This is a genomic window from Megasphaera geminata F0357 (genome assembly GCF_000239275.1).
Taxonomy (GTDB): domain Bacteria; phylum Bacillota; class Negativicutes; order Veillonellales; family Megasphaeraceae; genus Megasphaera; species Megasphaera geminata.
On record NZ_JH417604.1, the window covers coordinates 27041 to 48243 of the forward strand.

A 21203-nucleotide genomic window follows, 5' to 3' on the forward strand; every position below is an offset into this window, starting at 1 on the left:
CCTTAATTTACAAACAGTATACTATATTGTTTGTTTTTTTGTCACCATTTTGCGAATAAAGTATCGTTGTTGTCTGTTCTTTGCCGAGTAAGACGCGCTTTTTTAAGACGTACTCCGGTGACCGTGTTATAATAATACCAATAGAATTAGGAAGTAGTGCCACTATTGCTCTGAGGAGGTTCTGTTATGACAAAGGAAGACATTATTGCCGGCGTTTTAAAGGAATTTGAAGGTCTTGCCGGACATCCCCGGCCGTCTCATCATGAAAAAGAAGTAAGCGATTATATTGTCGGTCGTCTTGCCGAACTCGGTGTTACGGCGAGACAGGATGACGTGTATAATATCATCGCCGATGTACCGGCTACACCGGGATATGAAAATGCGCCCGTAACCGTATTGCAAGGCCATATGGATATGGTTTGTGTATCTAAACCGGGCGTTGTCTATGATCCCGTAAAGGATCCGATTAAACTTGTCCGCGAAGGAAATATTCTCCGTGCGGACGGTACCAGCCTGGGTGCTGATGACGGCATTGCCGTTGCCGTTTCGCTCTATCTCCTTCAGCAGGAAATCAAGCACGGCCCGTTGCGCCTTATTTTTACGGTTGATGAAGAAACGAATATGACCGGTGCTACGACACTTAGTGCCGACCATGTAAAAGATGCCAAGTATGTCATTAACTGCGATTCCGAATCGATTGATGTTATCTGCGTTGCCTCGGCGGGCAGCTGCCATATGGACTTCAGCCGTACTCTTCATCGGCAGGTTCCCGGCGGTGATGCTGCCGTAGTTGTCCGTGTACACGGACTTTTAGGCGGACATTCCGGTGAAGTTATTAACGAAGGCCGTGCTAATGCAATTAAGTCCGTGGCTGCGGTATTACGTCGCCTTGCCGACAAGGGGATTGAGTACGCTCTGGCGGATTATACCGGAGGCGTTGCGGCGAATGCTATTCCGTCCGATGCGGCGGCGACAATCGTTGTCCGGAAAGAAGACGGTCCTGTTGTTGAAGCGACGGTACAGGAAGCGGCAAAAGAATTCCGCCTTATATACGGCGATTTCGAACAGCAAGCCGTGTTTGAAGCAACTGCGGCGGAAGTTCCGGCAACCGTATTTTCCAAAGAAGATACGGAAGCTGTTGTCGATGTCATTAACCTGCTTCACTCAGGCGTTTTTGCCATGAATCGCTCAATTCCGACCTTGCCCGATCTTTCAGCCAGTCTGGGCACGATTACGACGACGGAAAAGACGCTGTCTTTTCAATATTTCCCCCGATCCTCCAGTGATGCTCGCTTACGCGACTTCCTTCTGACCATGCCTGTCGTTGCTAAACGGACCGGCACAGAAGTGCATATGGGTACCCCCATGCCTGCTTGGACAGAAAACACGCATAGTAAATTGCGGTCTCTCATGGCTGACGTATATAAAAAAGTAATGAATAAAGAGGCGCGTATTGAAGCCATGCACGGCGGTCTGGAAACGGGATTCCTTTATGCTCTGAATCCGGAACTTGATATTGTTTCCGTCGGACCGGAAACTCACGATATACACAGTGCCGACGAATGTGTTGAACTTGATACGGTAGCCCAGCTTGTCACGGTTATTGAGCGGTACGTTGGAAAAATTGGCTGAGCTTAAATAAGCCGGTTGTGACAATTTCATAAATTTTGAGAGTGGTACTTTTTTTAGTGCCACCTGCTCAAAAGAGGGGGAATGCCTTTGTTATCGCATTCTCCCTTTTTATGTACTTTTCCGGTGAACTTTCACGGAGAACGAAGCTTCCGAAATTTCCTTGTGGCGCCGATTTTTTTTAGATACAATGATTTTAAAGAATGCATACATTATTATGCTATAGTGGAACGTTATATGCGATGTATGTTTTTACAAATATAAAGGAGTGAATTAAATGACTGGAAAGAAAATTTTTAAGACAATGGACGGTAACGAAGCGGCGGCTCACATTGCCTATGCTTTTACGGAAGTCGCGCCTATCTTCCCGATTACACCGTCTTCGCCTATGGCGGAACATGTTGACGAATGGTCGGCTCACGGCCGCAAAAATCTCTTCGGCGTGCCTGTACTCGTACAAGAAATGCAGTCCGAAAAAGGTGCTGCCGGTACGTTGCACGGCGCGTTGAATGCGGGTGCTTTGACGACAACATTTACATCATCTCAGGGCATGATGATCATGCTTTCAAACATGTTTAAGGTAGCGGGCGAGCTTTTGCCGGCAGTTTTTCATGCCGCATCCCGTACGATTGCATCAAACGGGTACACTATTTTCGCCGGGCACGATGATGTTTTGGCTATGCGCGGCACAGGTATCTGTATGATGGCTGAATCAAGCGTCCAGGAAGTTATGGACCTTTCTGCTGTTGTGCATGCTACGGCAATCTCCTGTCGTGTGCCTATTATTAACTTTTTTGACGGATTCCGTACATCTCACGAATTACAGAAAATCGAAGTTATCGACTACGAAGATCTTCGTCCTATGCTTGATATGGAAGCGGTTGAAGCATTCCGCAAACGCGGTATGAATCCGGACAATCCGGAAGCCGTCGCTTTCTGCGAGTCTGCTGAAGTTTACATGCAGCACAAAGAATCACTCAACAAGTTCTATGATAAGGTGCCTGAAACGGCGGAAAAGTACATGCAGATGATTCACGAAATTACGGGCCGTGAATATCATCTCTTTAATTACACGGGAGTTCCCGATGCGGAATATGTTATCGTTGCTATCGGTTCCGGCGCACAGACCATTGAAGAAACGGTCAAATACCTGGTTGATAAAGGTGAAAAAGTCGGCTGTATAAACGTTCATATGTTCCGTCCGTGGTCGGAAAAACACTTCCTTGCAGCACTTCCGAAAACGACGAAGAAAATTGCCGTTTTGGAACGTACAAAAGAAACCGGTGCCAACGGTGAACCTATGTATCACAGCGTGGCCGCGTCCTTTGCACGGGCGGACGTACATCCGAAGATTTATAACGGCCGTTACGGTATCGCTTCAAAAGAATTTTTACCTGCTGACGTTATTGCCGCTTTTGACAATCTCAAACAGGATGAACCGAAGAACGACTTTACGCTCAGTATTGTTGATGACGTTACGTTTAAATCCTTGCCGCGCAAGGAAGATGTTCATCTCAACACGAAAGGGCTTAAAGCCTGTAAGTTCTGGGGCTTCGGCTCTGACGGTACAGTCGGCGCAAACAAAAGCGCTATCAAGATTATCGGCGATAACACGGATATGTATGCGCAGGCGTACTTTGCATATGACTCGAAGAAATCCGGCGGTGTAACCGTTTCACACTTGCGGTTCGGCTCCAACCCGATTAATATGCCGTACCTCGTAAACAGTGCCGATTTCATCGCCTGCCACAGGCAGTCCTATGTTTATGGTTATGACCTCCTCCGCGGCATCAAGAAGGGCGGTACCTTCCTTTTGAATACGGTCTGGAAACCGGAAGAATTGGAAGAAAAATTACCGGCACAGTTGAAACGCTCTCTCGCTAAGAACGACGTGCAGTTCTATATCCTTGACGGTGTAGGGATTGCGCAGTCCATCGGTTTGGGCGGCCGTATCAACATGATCATGCAGTCGGCATTCTTCAAGCTTTCTGAAGTTATTCCGGTTGACCTCGCTATTTCGAAGTTAAAAGAAGCGGTTGTCAAGTCATACGGCAAGAAAGGTCAGGAAGTTGTTAACAAGAACTATGCGGCTATCGACGAAGGCCTTAAAAATATCGTCAAAATCGATGTTCCCGCAGCTTGGGCCGAAGCGGCGGACGAAGAAGCGGACTTGTCCAGGCATTCGGACTTCTATAAGGAATTTGCTCTTCCGACAAATCGTCTTGAAGGCGACGACCTTCCGGTCAGTGCTTTTGACGGCCGTGAAGACGGCCACTGGCCGACCGGTACGGCTGCTGAAGAAAAACGCGGCGTTGCCATGTTCGTACCGAGCTGGGATGCGGAAAAATGTATCGGTTGTAACCAGTGCTCTTTCGTATGTCCACATGCGGCGATCCGTCCTTTCCTCCTCACGCCGGAAGAAGCTGCCGGTGCACCGGAAGGGTATACGAATAAAGACATCAGAATAGCTCCGGACTATAAGTACAGTATTGTAGTATCTGTTCTTGATTGCCTCGGCTGCGGCAGCTGTACGCATGTTTGCCCGAAGCAGGCGTTGACAATGAAACCGTTTGACGAAGAAGAGAATAAGTCCGTTATTTGGGATTATGTTATTGATTTGCCGGTTAAACCGAACCCGGGTGACAAATTGACGGTTATCGGCAGTCAGTTTGAACAGCCGTTACTTGAATTTACGGGCGCCTGCGCAGGCTGTGCCGAAACTCCTTATTGTAAGGTTATTACACAACTTTACGGTGATCGCATGATGATTGCCAATGCTCACGGCTGCTCGTCCGTATGGGGCGGCAGTGCGCCGACCTGCGGTTACACAAAAAATGAAAAAGGGCAAGGTCCCGCATGGGCGACGTCCCTCTTTGAAGATAATGCAGAATACGGATTCGGTATGCTCGTAGCTGAAAAAGCGGAACGTAAACTTCTTGCCACCTATGTTGACGCCGCTGTCGAAGTTGCCGGTCCGGAGCTGAAAGAGGCGCTGGTTGAATGGAAAGAAAAGATGAATGAAGGCACCGGTACCCGTGACCGTGCGGCTAAAGTCATTGCGCTTCTGGAAGCTGAAAAAGACGGCAAACCCGCCTTGGAACAGGTGTACAAGATGAAACAGTTCCTCGTTAAGCGGAGCCAGTGGCTTTTCGGCGGTGACGGCTGGGCATACGATATCGGGTACGGCGGCCTGGATCATGTTCTCGCAATGAATGAAGATATTAACGTTCTTGTCTTCGATACGGAAGTATACTCCAACACGGGCGGACAGGCTTCCAAGGCTACACCGACAGCGGCCGTGGCTCAGTTCGCCGCTTCCGGTAAGAAGACGAAGAAAAAAGACCTCGGTTTAATGGAAGCAACATACGGTTATGTATACGTAGCTCAGGTTGCTATGGGCGCCGACAAGAATCAGTTCATGAAAGCGCTTCAGGAAGCGGAGGCATATCCGGGTCCGTCCCTCATCATCGGGTATGCGCCTTGTATCAATCATGGTCTGAAAGTCGGACAAGGCCAGAGTCAGCTTGAACAGAAACGCGCCGTAGAGGCCGGATACTGGCACTTGTGGAGATACAACCCGCTTCTCAAGAAGGAAGGTAAAAACCCGTTCATTCTTGACTCGAAACCGCCTAAAGCTAATTTCAGAGACTTCCTCATGGGCGAAACCCGCTTCTCTTCACTTTTGCGGACCTTCCCCGACAGTGCGGAAGCGCTCTTTGAAAAGGCCGAACAGGATGCAAAAGATCGTTATGAATCGTATGTGGCAATGGAAAAAGCATACGCGACGGATAAATAATCATGATGTAAACGGAAAAGAGACGACAACCGCACGGTTGTCGTCTCTTTTTGTACACCGTTTTTTTTTATCTTAATGAAACCGTTCGCATGCTTTGCAGTATACTGTGAGCATATACATCAGGGCCAGCGGTAAGCCGTCTTCATCGGACAGATAAAACTTCGGGCTGTGATGCGGTGTCGGCTCATGCGTTCCTGACGGATCGGCCAGGCCGAACCAGGCAATGGCGGACGGTTTCTTTTCCGCAAAGTAAGAGAAATCTTCGGCGCCCAAACGCGGAGGAACATGGAGACGCGTGATCCCTAGCTCGTCTGCCGCATCAGCCATAAGAGCAACACAGTTGCCGTTATTGACGACTGCCGGATACCCGTAGACCGTGGATACCTCAATGTCACAGTTATATGCGGCACAGACGGCGCGGCCGAGCCGTTCGACTTCAGACATCATGAAATCGCGCAGATGTGTGTCAAGTGCGCGTACACAGCCGCCCATGACGGCCTTTTCGGGTATGACGTTAGCTACACCGTCGATACCGCAATGAAGATAGCTGACCGTTATTGTGCAGTTCGCCAAAGGGTCGCATTTTAATGCCGGTATAAGGTTAAGGGACGAAATCAAGTGACTTATCGGCAGAAGCGGATTGTTTGCCGTGTGGGGAAAGCCGCCGTGGCCGCCTTTGCCCGTGATTTTGAAGTCATACGTGCCGACGGCTGCAAAGCGGCTGCCTTCTTCAATGTCGATAGTGCCGACCGGATTTTCAGCATCGACATGAATGGCAAACATGTAGTCGATCTTATCCATAATCCCGTCTTTCACGAGCTGTACGGCACCACCGGGAAGAAACTCTTCGGCCTGCTCAAAGACGAAGTAGACCGTACCCTTGATAAGCTCTCGATGTGCCGCAAGGATTTCGGCGACCGCCAGAAGGACGGCCGTATGCGCGTCGTGACCGCAGCCGTGCATGACGCCGGGAGTAATGCTCTTATAAGGGAGCTTATTTTCTTCAACAAGACCGAGGGCGTCAATATCGGCTCGCAGACCGATAGAAGGACCGGGCCGCTCTCCTTTGAGATAACCGACCGTGCTGTTGCCGCTGATGCCTTCAAGCATAGGGATACCCGCTTTTATAAGAGCATCGCGTATCCACCGGGCCGTTTTTTCTTCTTGAAAGGAAAGTTCCGGATGGGCGTGCAGGTAACGTCTGTTTTCAACTACTTTATTTCCGTATCGGCTAACCAGTTCTTGTATGTGCTTGTTCATGCCTGTTACCTCCGCATTGTAGTGATACGCTGTTTACCGTCATAATGTTTCAGGGAATATATTAAGGAGTGTGCAATGATAATAAATGTATATATTCCTGTTGGAATTTTCTTGTCTCAAGTGATTTTTTTCAGTCAGAATAAGTATTTCGTATCATAACTGATATCCATGAATTGGCTTATGATTTCATCATCAAATCCGTGTTCCTGAGATTTACCTTTAAGCGCTGTGCCGAATTTCAACTGCATTTTCTTCCGTGAATTTACGGGCGGTTCATAATTGATGCGCAATTGGCGGGCCGCTTCGGAACGACTCTCCACATGAGTATATATACCGTTTTCGAAGGACAGCTCAAATACCGTTTTGAAGGCATGAGGGAGTTGAAACCCGAAAGGCATGAAATATTCATGAATAAAATCATAGGCAATGAGAAAGGAACCCGTATAAGTTAAAGACAGGTTTAAATTATATTGCAGATCACCTGCAGGTGAATGGAAAGAAACCGGTTCGACTCCGTAGAGTGCAGGCGCCGGCTCATCGCCGTTATTAGTGAAAAGACGGGAAAGAATAAGTTGCTTACCGTCCGATAATGTATAAATGGCGGACCAGCCGCGAATACATGATTCATCAAACATGGTCGGCCGAATGGGAACATCTTTTATAGAAAAGAGTTCTTCCGGCCTTTCTATGGCGACAATACTGTATTTACGGTCGTTAAAGTTAAACCCGTCAAAAAATTGAGCGCGCATGTATGCCTCCTGTAAGGGACAATAGCAGTGATTTACGTGGTTTTGGCAGCATCGGGATATATCAAAGCCCATTTATCATCGCAGAGACTTTTTATACGAAAACGATTCGCGTGTCTCTGATTGAGTCGCTGCAACGGTTGTGAAATACAGTCTGTTTTTAAAGTATCGCCGCGCTTTTCCGTCTGCGGAGGTACTCCGGTTATAAGGACTGATCCTTCCATTGTTCACATCTTACACATTCTTTCTGTTTTTGTCCATATAAACCGTACAGCGCAGGCATTTTTCCTTGCCAGTGAGAGCTGTATAGGGGTACAATAAACTCGTACATGACTGGAGTTCTATATCGATTTGAGGGGGTCACTTGATGCAATCCATCCGTCGTTTATATGTTGCCAAAAGGCGTGCTTTTGCTGATGAAGCAAGGCGTATGCTTACGGATTTAAAAGAAAATTTACTGATCCGCGGACTGAAGGATGTCCGGCTTTATAACCGTTATGATGTGAGCGGTCTTGATGACAAGACGTTTGCCGGCAATGAAGATATGATTTTCTCTGAACCGCCTGTTGACACTGTTTACAGTGAACTGCCCGGAGACGGCGCCGATATGATCCTGGCAATCGAATATTTGCCGGGACAGTATGATCAGCGCGCCGATTCGGCGATGCAGTGTTTGCAAATGTTGACGATGCAAAATGATGCCGTTGTGCGTACGGCGCGTGTGTTTGTCTTTACGGGGGTCTTGTCGCCTGACGATAAAGAAGCTATTAAACGGTATTGCATTAATCCGGTTGAAGCGCGTGAAGCGTCTCTTGATGAGGCGAAAACACTGGAAATGACTTGGAAGCGACCGGCTGATGTGGCATATATCAATGGGTTTACGGCTATGTCCGAGACGGAGTTGGCGGCGTTGCGCGTCCGTCTCAATTTAGCGATGAGTTTTGCCGATTTGGTCTTTTGCCGGAGCTATTTCCGGGATGAAGAAAAACGAGACCCGACGATTACGGAAATTCGCGTTATTGATACATACTGGTCCGACCATTGCCGGCAAACGTCTTTCATGACAGAGCTGACGAATATCAAGTTTGAAGACGGACCCTTTGCCGGGCCGGTACAGCGTGCCTATGAGGCATATAAAACAACGCGTGAAGCATTGCGGCTTAAAAAGCCGCAGACTTTGATGGATATGGCGACTGTGGCGGTGAAAGAGTTAAAAGCTGCCGGTAAGCTTACGGATCTGGATGAATCGGAAGAAATTAACGCCTGCACGATTGTTATTCCCGTTGATGTAGACGGTAAGGAAGAGGAATGGCTCCTCCTCTTTAAGAACGAAACACACAATCACCCGACGGAGATTGAACCGTTCGGCGGCGCGGCCACTTGCCTTGGCGGGTGTATCCGCGATCCTTTAAGCGGCCGTGCCTATGTATATCAGGCTATGCGTGTTACCGGCTCGGGCGATCCCCGTCAGGCCGTAAAAGATACGATTCCCGGTAAATTGCCGCAGCGTACGATAACGACAGGTGCCGCTAAAGGGTATAGCTCGTACGGCAATCAGATCGGTTTGGCTACAGGAGAAGTAAAAGAATACTATCACTCCGGATTTTTGGCTAAACGTATGGAAATAGGCGCGGTTCTCGGTGCGGCGCCGCGCGGCAATGTTGTGCGTGAAGCGCCGCGGCCCGGCGATGTCATCATCCTTCTCGGCGGCAAAACCGGACGTGACGGTATGGGCGGCGCCACGGGTTCGTCGAAGAAGCATACCCTTACGTCACTTGAAACGAGCGGTGCCGAGGTACAGAAGGGAAATGCACTGACAGAACGTAAAATTCAGCGCCTCTTCCGTCGTTCTGAAGTAACGACACTCATCAAACGGTGCAATGATTTCGGCGCCGGCGGTGTATCCGTTGCTATCGGTGAACTAACGGACGGTCTCGATATCAATCTTGATGCGGTCCCGAAAAAATATGAAGGACTTGACGGTACGGAATTGGCTATTTCCGAGTCCCAAGAACGTATGGCTGTCGTCATAGCGCCTGAAAACGTGGACACATTCATGTCATACGCGGCGGAAGAAAATCTGGAAGCGACGATTATTGCCTCCGCTACCGCTTCGCAGCGGCTGATCATGCATTGGCGCGGTGATAAAATTGTTAATCTTTCTCGTGCTTTTCTTGATACAAACGGTGTCATGCAGCAGCGTGAGGCTTATGTAACGGCACCGCAGGGCAACAGTTTTTTTGCGCCTAAAGGCGTGAAGGACGTTAAACAGAGGTTCATTGATGTGATGGGAACTCTCAATATCGCGTCCGAACAAGGCTTAGCCGAATGTTTTGACAGTACTGTCGGTGCCCGTACGGTATTGATGCCCTTTGGCGGTAAATATCAGAAGACGCCGGTTGAAGGTATGGTACGTGTATACCCGTAGATGTCGGTTCTACGACGGAAACGGCAAGTATTTTCACGCACGGGTACGATCCCGATCTGGCTCTGTGGAGTCCTTTCCACGGCGCCTTGTATGCAGTAGTCCAGTCCGTGGCGAAGCTGGTTGCTCTCGGCGGTGACCGTAAAAAGGCGTACTTAACGTTTCAGGAGTTTTTCCAGAGTCTCGGTACGGAGGTTAACGCGTGGGGGAAACCTGTAGCTGCACTCTTAGGTGCTTATACGGCACAACGGGAGCTGCAAATTGCCGCAATCGGCGGCAAGGACAGTATGAGCGGTACCTTTGAAAACCTGACCGTACCGCCGACACTCGTATCCTTTGCCGTGGTTACGGAAAAAGCCAAAAATGTGATCTCTCCCGAATTTAAGGCCGCCGGTGATGCCGTCATTCTCCTTGATGTACCGCATGACGATGACGATGTTATTGATTGGGTTATATTTAAAGACCAATGCGACTTCCTTCATGAACAAATTCTTTCCGGCAAAGTAAAGGCCGCCCGTGCTGTGGGACAAGGCGGCGTAGCGGCCGCGCTTGCACAGATGGCATTCGGCAACGGGATCGGCTTTATGACGGCAGCTGATATTGCGGCAGCGGATCTATTTGCTCTTCGCTACGGTGCATTTGTCGTCGAAACGGATTGTGAAACGGCAAAGACATGGACCGCGCATGCGTACAGAACCGTTGTCGCGACGACAACGACGACTGACGCAGCGATTGTCGGAAATGTTCACATCGCCCTGGATGAGTTGCTGCAAGCTTGGGAGAAACCGCTTGCCAAAATATTCCCTGTTCAGAGTACCGCTGTAACAGGCAGTGCCGAGTTGCCTGTTTTCACGACTTACGGTCCGAAACGAAGTGAATCTTTCGGTAAACCGCGCGTCTTTATTCCCGTTTGCCCGGGGACGAACTGCGAATATGATTCGGCTGCCGCCTTTGAAGCTGCCGGCGCCGTAACGGATACGTTTGTCTTGCGTAACGAAACACCGCAGGCATTGATGACCTCTATTGCAGAAATGGAAAAACGTATTGCCCGGGCGCAGATCATAATGTTCCCGGCGGTTTCAGTGCCGGTGATGAACCGGAAGGTTCAGGTAAATTTATTGCTACCCTCTTCCGTAATCCCGTTCTTGCCCAAGCGTTGGAAGACCTCCTTTATAAACGGGACGGTTTGGTCCTCGGGATTTGCAACGGTTTTCAGGCGCTCATTAAACTGGGCCTCTTGCCGTACGGCTATATTCAGCCTCTTAATGCGTACAGCCCGACCCTTACATATAATACAATCGGCCGTCATCTTTCGCGTATGGTCGATACAAAGATCGTATCCGTTATGTCCCCCTGGTTCAGTAATGCCAAGACGGGTGATATACACACGCTTGCCGTTTCACACGGCGAAGGGCGCTTTGTTGCTTCAGTGGAACAGATTTATGAACTTGCCGCTAAGGGGCAGATTGCAACACAATATGTTGCTTCCGACGGGGCGGCGACATACGACAGTATGTATAATCCTAACCAGTCCGTCATGGCTGTAGAAGGGATTACCAGTCCCGACGGGCGTGTTTTCGGCAAAATGGCTCATACGGAGCGTTATACAGGGGAAACATCCTTCAAAAATATTTCCGGTAACAAGATACAGCCTATCTTTGCGGCGGGGGTAGCATATTTTGAATAAAAGGCATACTTAGAAATAAAGGAGAGCGGATATGTATAAAACACGGAAAATAATTATTGTCGGAGCCGGTCATGTCGGTTCGCATGTAGCATTGGCGCTTATTCAGGCAGGAGAAGCGAACGATATTGTTCTTATTGATATTGATAAAGATAAAGCTGTCGGGCAGGCATATGATCTGGATGACGCCGTTACAGGTGCCGCCTGCGGCCGTGATTCGACCGTTCGTGCCGGTGGATATGAAGAACTTAATGATGCGGATATTCTTGTCATGGCCTTCGGCCGCAGCCGTAAACCCGGTGAAACGCGGCTTGATATGTTTGATGACTCCATCCGTATGGCGGATGAGGTCATTGCTCATCTGAAAAAAGTCGATTTTCGCGGCATTATGCTCAGTATATCCAACCCGGCCGATATTATTTGCGAATACATCCGCCGCCGCATGAATTGGGACTGGCAGCGCTGTTTTTGTACCGGCACGAGTCTCGAAACGTACCGGCTTTTGCGCATCATTGGCAATCTGACAGGCTATTCCCGTCATTCCATTCAAGGGTTCTGCCTCGGTGAACACGGTAATTCCAGCTTTATTGCATGGTCAACCGTTCGCATTAACGGCCGGCCTTTTTTAGAATTCATTAAAGACAAAAAAGAGCTGAGCAATGTGGATCCGGAGGAGTTACAGACACAGGTCAAGCGTGCCGGTGACCTGGAAGTGGACTTTAAAGGCTGCACCGAATTCGGGATTGCCAATGCGGCACTTATGATTATTCGCGCCGTCCTGCATGATCAAAAGCTCATTTGGCCCTGCTCGACAGTTCTTACAGGACAATATGGTGAAAAAAATGTTGTAGCCGGCGTGCCTTGCGTTCTCGGTAAAAACGGTATTGAAGAAATTCTGGAGGTGCCTCTTTTGCCGGAAGAACAGGAAAAGTTCCACACATCATGCAATATTATTCGTTCGTTCCTGGAACGGGCGGAAATGATGACTCGCTAAATAAAAAATGATTTATGGCAATTTCAGTAAACCTGTTCAAAGTTTCCGATTTTTGCTATAATAAAGCGGATAAGCTCATAACTTCGGTTATGAGCTGCTGTTTTTGCTTATGAATAATTTATTAATTGAGGTGACATTGTGGACGAACAGCAATTTGATAAAGTGTTGCCCGTGTGCTTAGAAAATGAAATGCAGAATTCGTATATTGATTACGCTATGAGCGTTATCATTACGCGTGCTTTGCCTGATGTGCGTGACGGGTTAAAACCCGTACATCGCCGTATTTTATATGCTATGCACGAAGCCGGTATGACACCGAATAAACCGTATAAGAAATCGGCCCGTATTGTCGGTGAAGTTTTGGGTTAAATATCATCCCCACGGCGACAGCTCGGTATATGATGCAACAGTTCGCTTAGCTCAGGATTTCTCGACACGATATCCTCTTGTTGACGGCCACGGCAACTTCGGTTCTGTCGACGGCGACTCGGCGGCGGCCATGCGTTATACGGAAGTTCGTATGGCTAAGATTACCGGAGAAATGTTGGCTGACATCGATAAGGAAACAGTCGATTTTATGCCCAACTATGACGGATCTCTCCAGGAGCCGACGGTACTTCCCGCGAAAATCCCCAATCTTCTTGTCAACGGCTCGGCCGGTATTGCTGTCGGCATGGCGACCAACATTCCGCCTCATAATTTAGGTGAAGTTATTGACGGCCTCGTCATGATGATCGATGACCCTGAAGTGCCGCTTGAACGGTTGATGACGAAAATCCAGGGGCCCGATTTCCCGACAGGGGCGAAGATACTCGGCCGCGAAGGGATTGTAAAGGCCTATTCAACAGGCCGCGGCAGCGTGAAAATGCGTTCCTGTGCAGAAATCGAACCGATGTCCAAGGGGAAAAATCGCATTGTCGTTACGGAAATCCCTTATCAGGTCAATAAGGCCCGCGTTATCGAAAGCATTGCCGAGTTATCGCGTAATAAGGATATTGACGGTATTACGGCGTTACGTGATGAATCGGACCGCAAGGGCATGCGTATTGTCATCGAATTGCGTGCCGATGTCAATCCCGATATTATTCTCAACAAATTGTACAAGCATACACAGCTGCAGGAAACGTTCGGCGTTATTATGCTGGCCCTTGTGGACGGTCATCCGCGTGTTCTTACGTTGCGAGAAGTATTGGCATACTACCTGGGACACCGTAAGATCACCGTTACCCGTCGCTGTCAGTTCGAATTGGACAAGGCCTTGGCGCGGGCACATATTCTGGAAGGTCTGCTTATAGCGCTTGATCATATTGATGAGGTTATCAGGACGATTCGTGAATCGGCGACGGACGAAATTGCGAAAAAGGCCTTGATGAACAGATTCGATCTCAGTGAAAAACAAGCAATTGCCATTCTGGATATGCGCCTCCGCCGGTTAACCGGGCTGGAACGTGATAAAATCCAGGAAGAATATGCCGAATTGGAAAAAACGATTGCTTATTTACGCAGCGTCCTGGCTGATGAGCATAAATTGATGGGTATCATCAAAGACGAACTTCTCGAAACGAAGAAAAAATATACGGATAAACGCCGCACTGTGATTGAAACGGATACATCCGAACTCAATGTGGAGGATCTTATTCCGAATGAACGCATGGTACTCACGTTGACCCGCCGCGGTTACATCAAACGTATTAATGCCAATGTGTATCACACGCAGAATAAAGGCGGCCGCGGCATCAAGGGGATGACGACGAAGGACGAAGATGCGGTAAATCATCTGCTTTACACGTCGGCTCACAATACAGTTCTCTTCTTCACGAATTTCGGCCGCGTCTATCGCCTCATCAATATGAAATTCCCGAAGCGAACAGTCGTAATTCAAAGGGAATTGCGGCTATCAACCTTTTGCCCCTGTCACAGGGTGAAAAAGTCAATGCTCTTATTGATATCGACCAAGTCGATCCGCAGGCCAATCTTTTCATGGCGACGGAAAAAGGTCTTGTCAAGAAGACGGCTCTTCATGAATTCCGCAATGTTCGGCGTAACGGCCTCATTGCCATTTCTCTCGTCGACGGGGATCACTTGGCAAAGGTGCGCATGACCAAGGGAAATCAGAATATCATTTTGGCGACGAAGCAGGGCATGGCGATTTGTTTCAGCGAAACGGATGTGCGGCCCATGGGCAGAAATACGCGCGGCGTGCGGGGGATCAGTCTTGCCAAAGATGACATTGTTATCGGTGCGGATATTCTTGCTCCCGATTCACAGGTCCTTACGGTCAGTGAAGAAGGGTTCGGTAAACGCAATAATGTTGATGCGTATAAGGTGCAGTTCCGCGGCGGTAAAGGAGTGAAAAACTTTAAGATTACCGAAAAGACGGGCGTCATCGTCGGCGTCGAAGTTGTTCGCGATACGCAGGAATTGATTCTCATTACATCAAACGGCATTGTTATCCGGACGGATATTGAAAGTATCGGTATCAAAAAGGGACGCAATACGTCGGGAGTAAAAATTCAGAAGCTTGAGGAAAATGATAAGGTAGCAGCGCTGGATACAATTTCTGCCCATGGGCAACGATGATGAGAAAGTGCAGGGGACGTTGCTGTAGTATAAAATAAACGCCGGGACGGGCAATAACGGCTTATGAGTATAAAAAGGAGCGCCTTAAAACCTGATGTTTTAAGGCGCTCCTTTTTCGCTCCTTTTTGCTTTACAAATAATGTATTGTAGCGTAAAATCGAAAAAAGACTTTTATTACGAAGAGATTAGCCGATGGAGGAGCAATTTATGAAATACAGAATTTCACGAGTGCTTGAACAGGTACAGAGCGGCAGCTACTTGAAAGATGAGGGAGCAGTCCTGGCCGATGATGTTATTGATTGCTCATTGGGCGTTAATCCCTACGGGGTAACACCGACACTGACCAAGGAGGTGTATCTGGAGACCTTTGGTGATCTCAGCCGATATCCGGATTATCCGTATGGTACCGATTGCCGGAAAATTTGTGAATATTTTTCTGATTTGGCGGCGTTGTCTCCCCGGCAAATCAGTATGCAGTCGGGGTCGATGTCGGCGTTGTGCACTATTAATTATATTTTTTTGGAAGAAAATACGCATGTCCTGATTCCGGAACCTTGTTTTTCTTCTTATGTATCTCATGCGCGGCTCTGCGGTGCAGTGATTGATGCGGTACCGCTTTCAGAAACGGAGCGGTTTGCTTTCAGTCCGGAACGCTATATAGAGGCTCTTCATCCGTCTCAGAGGCTGGCATATCTGGATAATCCCAATAACCCTACGGGTCAATATATAGATCTGGGAACGTTGCGTCGGATATTGACGGCTGCGGAAGAAAAGAACATTGTTGTTATTGTTGATGAAGCATACGGCGATTTTTTAGACAAGCGCTGCTCCGCTGTCTCTTTGATTCCGGAATTTGATAATCTTCTGGTCGTCAGATCTTTTTCCAAGGCTTTCGGCCTGGGCGGCCTGAGGGCCGGCTATATCGTTATGCCGGAAGATCTGATATCCGTGATCAATAAGAATTCGGGCGAAATGAACCTCAATTCTGTTGCCAGCAGGCTGGTGCCGCACGTTTTGGCTCATCCGGAGTTTTTGGAGGAATCTCGAACCCGTATCCGGACTAATAAAAATGAATTGATCCGAAGCTGCGGCATATACAGGTATCGGTAACTGCGGACGAGGTGCCGATTGCATTGTACTATACAAAGAAAGATATAGATTTGGGCGAGATTTTTTTAAAACACGGTATTCGTGTAGAGAACGGGCCGGATTTTCCCGGTCTGACTAAACGGCATTTACGTTTGCGTGTCCCCTCAGATACGACCGAGTTGCTGCAGAGACTCAATGTAATTGAATCGGAATTAAATCAACGTTAGGAGGAAATAGCATGGAAAACAGGACGCAGGCTGTGAGTATACGTAATCTTATTGTTTTCGCCGGCGCATATTGTGCTTTTACAATCGGTTCCGGATACGCAACGGGACAGGAGATAATGCAGTTCTTCTGTGCTTTCGGTCCGGAGGGCCTGATCGGGTGTTTTGTCAGTATGGTTTTATTTGCAGTTTTGGGCGGGGCCCTTATGCAAAAGGGGTATGATTTAAAATTAAAATACCAGACGCAGGTTTTCCGGTATTATTGCGGCACATATATCGGTATTTTTCTGGAATGGGTGACCGTTATTTTTCTTTTCGGCGTGGTTTCCATTATGATAGCCGGCACCGGAGCCATGACTTCCGAATATTACGGATTGTCTAAAGAAATAGGCAGTATCGGCATGACGGTGCTTTGCGTGGCTTCCATTTTGTTGGGATTGATGCGATTGGCTGATATTATCGGGTCCATCGGCCCGGTTATCATTGTTTTTTCTATTCTTGTCGGCATACTGACGATGCTGAATGCGTCCGGTGCATGGGCGCAGAACTGGCAGGTCCTGTATGAATTAAGAGCTACCGGGTCATGGTGGTTTGCTCGCTATGCCGTTCTTGATTCGGCGTGGTTCAGCGGTGTTTTATATGCTTCCTGCATGGTTTTCGGAGGTATTCCTTTTCTTACCGGTCTGGGCAGTAAAGCCAATTCCCGTAAAGAAGCGTTTTGGGGCGGATTTCTTGGCGGCGTGGCTATTATCCTGGCAGCCGGTATCTTGGTGGCGGCTATGTTGTACTTCCCTGAAGAGATAGCCGCGTTACAGGTGCCTAATTTATTTTTAGTACAACAATTTGCACCGGTTCTGGCCGCGGTTTTTTCTGTAATTCTCCTTCTGGGTATATACAGCACTGCCGCCCCTATGTTCTGGGTGGTCATTAATAAATTGGAACAATGGATTCCCAATAAAAATGTTAAGATATTTGTCACGCTTGTGCTGGGCATTATCGCTTACTTCGGAGCTCAGCTGGGTCTTGGCAGATTGATCGGATTTTTATACCCCTTGATGGGACAGGTCGGTGTGCTTATGATTTTAGCGGTTATTATTAGGGTTTATTTTATGAATGATAAGGACGTAACTCTGATGCGGGAAGAAAATAAATAAAGTAAGTACGCGTGCCCGGAGCGGATTTTCGGAAGCGGTGTCCTGTAGACGGGCAAGGGTGATATACCTGCAGTATGCATAGTAAAGTATGAAAGAAGAAATTTGTAAATTCAGAATAATATGTTGATGACAACGAACATAGTCCGAGATTTTACCGGTCGGTGAAGTTGTGTTATAAGGAGGGATAATATATGGACGGGCAGGTTATTCAGCGTCTGCGAAAAGAAAATCCCTTTATGCCGTTACAGGATATTATTCATGAAATTCTGCTGCAGGAAATTGTTACCTTTCAATTGCTTCCGGGGAGTAAAATAACCCAAAGTCATGTCGCCAAGACCTTGGGTGTGAGCCGTTCTCCTGTTAATGCGGCTCTGCAGCGATTAGCCAAGAATCAATATGTTGAAAAAAGCGGTGCGTATCGTGTGGCTTCTTTTTCGGAAAAAGAATGTAAGGATATGATGGAATTGGCCGTGCAGCTGGAAGCATATGCGGCGGGGCGGGCCGTCATGATAATGACGGACAAACAACTGGATGAACTGTATGAGCTGGCTTATCTGCTGCAGAAAAAAGGATGGGAAAATACCAAACGTCGGAATATTTGTTATTGCAGTGAAACGATAGAATTAGAGCGTCAATTCCACCGAAAAATCATTTGTCTTGCCGATCACCCTTTGCTTCTGGCTATATATGACCAAATAAAATACCGTCTTTTTCGCTATCGCAGTTATTTGATGTATAATCCGCCTAAGGGATATTATTCAATCGTATCTAAAGATCATTTAATTATTTGCGATGTATTAAAATTGCGTAATAAGGTGATGGCGGAAGCTGTTGTACAGCGCCATGTCTCCTTTGCGGAAAATTTCTTGAAGGATATCATGGATAAACGGCTGTATATGGGTAATGAAGAATAAACGGAAAAGTACTTTTACACAATATGTAAAAGTACTTTTTGCATTTAAATCGGTACAACTTTGAAAGATTAAACGATAAAGCTAAACAGTATACCTATATATCGTATACGGTTTGACGCACTTTTACATAATCATTAAAATAAATCATAAATAAAATCTTATTAAGTAATTTATGGCTTGGGTAAACATATTTTGTAAAGGAGGAAAGATGATGGCGACAGTTGAACGAATAATACAATTTATTGCAAAGTACGTAACGCTTTGGGTTATTTTAATTGCCGTACTTGCCTATGTCATGCCGGAACCGTTTATGCCGTACGGCGGCTGTATTCCTGTTTGTCTGGGAATCATCATGCTAGGTATGGGTCTGTCAATGAGTCCGAATGATTTCAGACTGGTCTTTACCAGGCCGAAAGACGTTATTGTCGGTGTACTTACTTTATATGTATGTATGCCCCTCGTAGGATTGGGAATCGGCAAACTTTTGGGACTTGCCCCCATGCTGGTTGTCGGTCTTGTGCTTCTCGGCTGCAGTCCTACGGGGACAACATCTAATGTAATGACTTTTTTAGCAAAAGGCGATAAGGCACTGTCCGTTACGATTTCCAGCTTGAGCACACTGCTGGCGCCGGTCATTATGCCGCTTTTACTTTTACTGTATGCAGGGACATATTTAGCTATCGACGGCATGGCGCTCTTCTTGAGTATTGTTAAAATTGTCCTTATTCCTATTATGTTGGGACTGCTTATTCGTAAATTATTTGCCAAACAGATGCCGCTGGTTTTAAAATTTGTCCCTCTGGCAACGGTGCTGGCGATCCTTTTGGTTATCAGTGTCGTTGTTGCGTTAAATGTGGAACGGCTGCGTGCCGTGGCAATGATGGCGGCTTTAGCCATTGTTCTCTATACGGGCTGCGGACTTGCCATCGGCTACGGTGTCGGAAAAATATTACATGCATCGCCGCCACGACGCAAGGCCCTTACTTTTGTTGTGGGCGTACAAAATACGGCTTTGGCCGTAGCGTTGGGAATTACTTATTTTGACCCTTTGTCGGCTTTGCCGGCAGCAGTCGGCGTTGTTTGGGCTACTGTTTTCTGTTCCTTCGTAGCGTCTATTTGGGGAAATAGAACAGCCGATACATCAGAAGGAACAGTATAAGTATATCAAAAGGAGGAAGTGATTATGGCTAGATTTAACAAAGTGACACCTGAACTTATTGAGAAATTACGTGATGTTTTAGGTGCCAAAGGATTAACTGTTGACCCGGAAAAGCTTTTAACGTATCAGACAGATGAAGAAGGGAATCCTTATTGGTTTCGGACGCCTGAGGTCGTTGTTTTTCCCGAAACGACGGAGCAGGTGGCGACAGTTGTTAAATTGGCGAACGAATACCTAGTTCCCATTACGCCGCGTGCGGCCGGATCCGGTGTTGCCTGCGGCGCTATTCCCGTTTATCACGGCATCGTTATGGAGCTGGACAGAATGAATAAAATTCTTGAACTCAATGAAGACAGCCTTTATGCAGTCGTCCAGACGGGAGTCCGTACCAGCGAAGTTCAAGAACAGTGCCGTCGCAGAGGCTTGTTATATGCAGGTGATCCGTGCAGTGCCGAAAGCTGCCAAATAGGCGGTAATGTCGCAACCAATGCGGGCGGTAATAAAGCTGTCAAGTATGGAACGACACGCAACCAGATTTATGGTATGAAAGTTGTTACGCCTACAGGTGATATTGTTGATATTGGCGCGCGTTTGCAGAAATGTTCGACGGGATACTGCTTAGAGCAGCTTTTCTGCGGGTCCGAAGGAACGTTGGGAATCATTACGGAAATTACGCTTAAACTGAGGCCGTTGCCGCCGTATAAGTTTGATCTTGTCGCTATTTTCAAAGAAGATACGCAGGGCTTTACATTACCGAATAAACTCCTGAAAGCGGGTATTGAACCGACGAGTATTGAATACATGGATAATGAAGCGCTTCGCATTTGTTCCGCTTTCTGTAAGGTTACGCTGCCTCATGTGGATGAAGGTGTCTGCTATGTCATCGTGACGGTGGAGACGTTCGATGAAGATGAATTGGACCGGAAAATGGAAAAAGCCGGTGAAATTTGTGAAGAATGTGGCGCTATAGACGTTATCCAGGCGGACGACCGCATCTGGAGCTGCCGCCGCCAGTTTGCCGAAGCAGCTCGTGACATCGATATTATGTATGTTGCCGAAGACTTTGTCGTACCTCTTGATAAGATTGCGGCGATTACGGCAAAGCTGCCGGCACTCAAAGAAAAGCATGATCTTTATGCCGTTACGGTTGCTCATATCGGAGACGGGAATATCCATGTTCTGCCTCTCAACAGAGACGGGCTTTCGCCGGAAGGATGGATGAAGAAGATGGAAGGCTTCCATGAGGACCTTTTCGCGGAGGTTTATGCTCTCGGCGGCAAGATGTCCGGTGAACACGGCATCGGGTTTAAAAAATTAAAAGAATTCAAACGCCATACACCGAAAGGGGAACAACATATTATAAGAGCTATAAAAGCGGCGTTGGATCCTAATAATATTATGAATCCCGCAAAGATTGTAGATCTCGAAGAATAGGCGGAGCATGTGAGGAGAGCATACAAAATTTGTATGCTCTCCGTTTGTTTTGTAAAAAACACCCCTCCGGCGGAAAAAAGAGTTGACAGGGCAGGGAAAGATTTGGTAAGATAAA

Annotated in this window: 10 protein-coding genes and 2 pseudogenes; 10 read left to right on the top strand and 2 right to left on the bottom strand. The window is 47.6% G+C overall.

Annotation, left to right across the window (positions count from 1 at the left end):
* Positions 1-186: 186 nt before the first annotated feature.
* Entirely contained in the window at positions 187-1632 is a 1446-nt protein-coding gene (gene pepD / locus HMPREF0080_RS06565; protein ID WP_006790579.1) for a beta-Ala-His dipeptidase, read from the top strand.
* Between the two features lie 274 nt (positions 1633-1906).
* Positions 1907-5425 (top strand): pyruvate:ferredoxin (flavodoxin) oxidoreductase, encoded by a 3519-nt coding sequence (gene nifJ / locus HMPREF0080_RS06570; protein ID WP_006790581.1) that lies wholly within the window; start codon positions 1907-1909, stop codon positions 5423-5425.
* 72 nt (positions 5426-5497) lie between these two features.
* Here the strand turns inward: nifJ and HMPREF0080_RS06575 are convergent, their stop codons facing one another.
* Both HMPREF0080_RS06575 and HMPREF0080_RS06580 read right to left on the bottom strand, forming a co-directional pair.
* Positions 5498-6685, bottom strand: a complete 1188-nt coding sequence (locus HMPREF0080_RS06575) for a M20 metallopeptidase family protein (protein ID WP_006790582.1) — start codon at positions 6683-6685, stop codon at positions 5498-5500.
* A 134-nt stretch (positions 6686-6819) separates the two neighbouring features.
* Positions 6820-7434: a hypothetical protein gene (locus tag HMPREF0080_RS06580; RefSeq protein WP_006790583.1), complete on the bottom strand. Its 615-nt coding sequence runs from the start codon at positions 7432-7434 to the stop codon at positions 6820-6822.
* A 364-nt stretch (positions 7435-7798) separates the two neighbouring features.
* Here HMPREF0080_RS06580 and HMPREF0080_RS06590 point away from each other — a divergent pair.
* The 8 genes and pseudogenes from HMPREF0080_RS06590 to HMPREF0080_RS06625 all read left to right on the top strand — a co-directional run bounded on the left by HMPREF0080_RS06590 (position 7799) and on the right by HMPREF0080_RS06625 (position 21088).
* Positions 7799-11543, top strand: a pseudogene (locus tag HMPREF0080_RS06590) (phosphoribosylformylglycinamidine synthase).
* A 31-nt stretch (positions 11544-11574) separates the two neighbouring features.
* On the top strand, positions 11575-12534 hold the full coding sequence (locus tag HMPREF0080_RS06595; protein ID WP_006790587.1) for an L-lactate dehydrogenase: 960 nt from the start codon (positions 11575-11577) through the stop codon (positions 12532-12534).
* 138 nt (positions 12535-12672) lie between these two features.
* A pseudogene (gene gyrA, locus HMPREF0080_RS06600) lies at positions 12673-15114 on the top strand (DNA gyrase subunit A).
* Positions 15115-15321: 207 nt separating this feature from the next.
* Positions 15322-16224: a pyridoxal phosphate-dependent aminotransferase gene (locus HMPREF0080_RS06605; protein WP_050808843.1), complete on the top strand. Its 903-nt coding sequence runs from the start codon at positions 15322-15324 to the stop codon at positions 16222-16224.
* A 217-nt stretch (positions 16225-16441) separates the two neighbouring features.
* Positions 16442-17581: a YkvI family membrane protein gene (locus HMPREF0080_RS06610; RefSeq protein WP_006790593.1), complete on the top strand. Its 1140-nt coding sequence runs from the start codon at positions 16442-16444 to the stop codon at positions 17579-17581.
* 191 nt (positions 17582-17772) lie between these two features.
* Entirely contained in the window at positions 17773-18495 is a 723-nt protein-coding gene (locus HMPREF0080_RS06615) for a GntR family transcriptional regulator (RefSeq protein ID WP_006790594.1), read from the top strand.
* 208 nt (positions 18496-18703) lie between these two features.
* Positions 18704-19654, top strand: a complete 951-nt coding sequence (locus tag HMPREF0080_RS06620) for a bile acid:sodium symporter family protein (protein ID WP_245527251.1) — start codon at positions 18704-18706, stop codon at positions 19652-19654.
* Positions 19655-19678: 24 nt separating this feature from the next.
* Positions 19679-21088: an FAD-binding oxidoreductase gene (locus tag HMPREF0080_RS06625; protein ID WP_006790596.1), complete on the top strand. Its 1410-nt coding sequence runs from the start codon at positions 19679-19681 to the stop codon at positions 21086-21088.
* The last annotated feature ends 115 nt before the right edge of the window (positions 21089-21203 follow it).

What these genes read in the sequence shown, in the direction of transcription:
- pepD (WP_006790579.1), top strand. Translation starts at nt 187, where the DNA reads ATGACAAAGGAAGACATTATTGCCGGCGTTTTAAAGGAATTTGAAGGT.
- nifJ (WP_006790581.1), top strand. Translation starts at nt 1,907, where the DNA reads ATGACTGGAAAGAAAATTTTTAAGACAATGGACGGTAACGAAGCGGCG.
- HMPREF0080_RS06575 (WP_006790582.1), bottom strand. Translation starts at nt 6,685, where the DNA reads ATGAACAAGCACATACAAGAACTGGTTAGCCGATACGGAAATAAAGTA.
- HMPREF0080_RS06580 (WP_006790583.1), bottom strand. Translation starts at nt 7,434, where the DNA reads ATGCGCGCTCAATTTTTTGACGGGTTTAACTTTAACGACCGTAAATAC.
- HMPREF0080_RS06595 (WP_006790587.1), top strand. Translation starts at nt 11,575, where the DNA reads ATGTATAAAACACGGAAAATAATTATTGTCGGAGCCGGTCATGTCGGT.
- HMPREF0080_RS06605 (WP_050808843.1), top strand. Translation starts at nt 15,322, where the DNA reads ATGAAATACAGAATTTCACGAGTGCTTGAACAGGTACAGAGCGGCAGC.
- HMPREF0080_RS06610 (WP_006790593.1), top strand. Translation starts at nt 16,442, where the DNA reads ATGGAAAACAGGACGCAGGCTGTGAGTATACGTAATCTTATTGTTTTC.
- HMPREF0080_RS06615 (WP_006790594.1), top strand. Translation starts at nt 17,773, where the DNA reads ATGGACGGGCAGGTTATTCAGCGTCTGCGAAAAGAAAATCCCTTTATG.
- HMPREF0080_RS06620 (WP_245527251.1), top strand. Translation starts at nt 18,704, where the DNA reads ATGATGGCGACAGTTGAACGAATAATACAATTTATTGCAAAGTACGTA.
- HMPREF0080_RS06625 (WP_006790596.1), top strand. Translation starts at nt 19,679, where the DNA reads ATGGCTAGATTTAACAAAGTGACACCTGAACTTATTGAGAAATTACGT.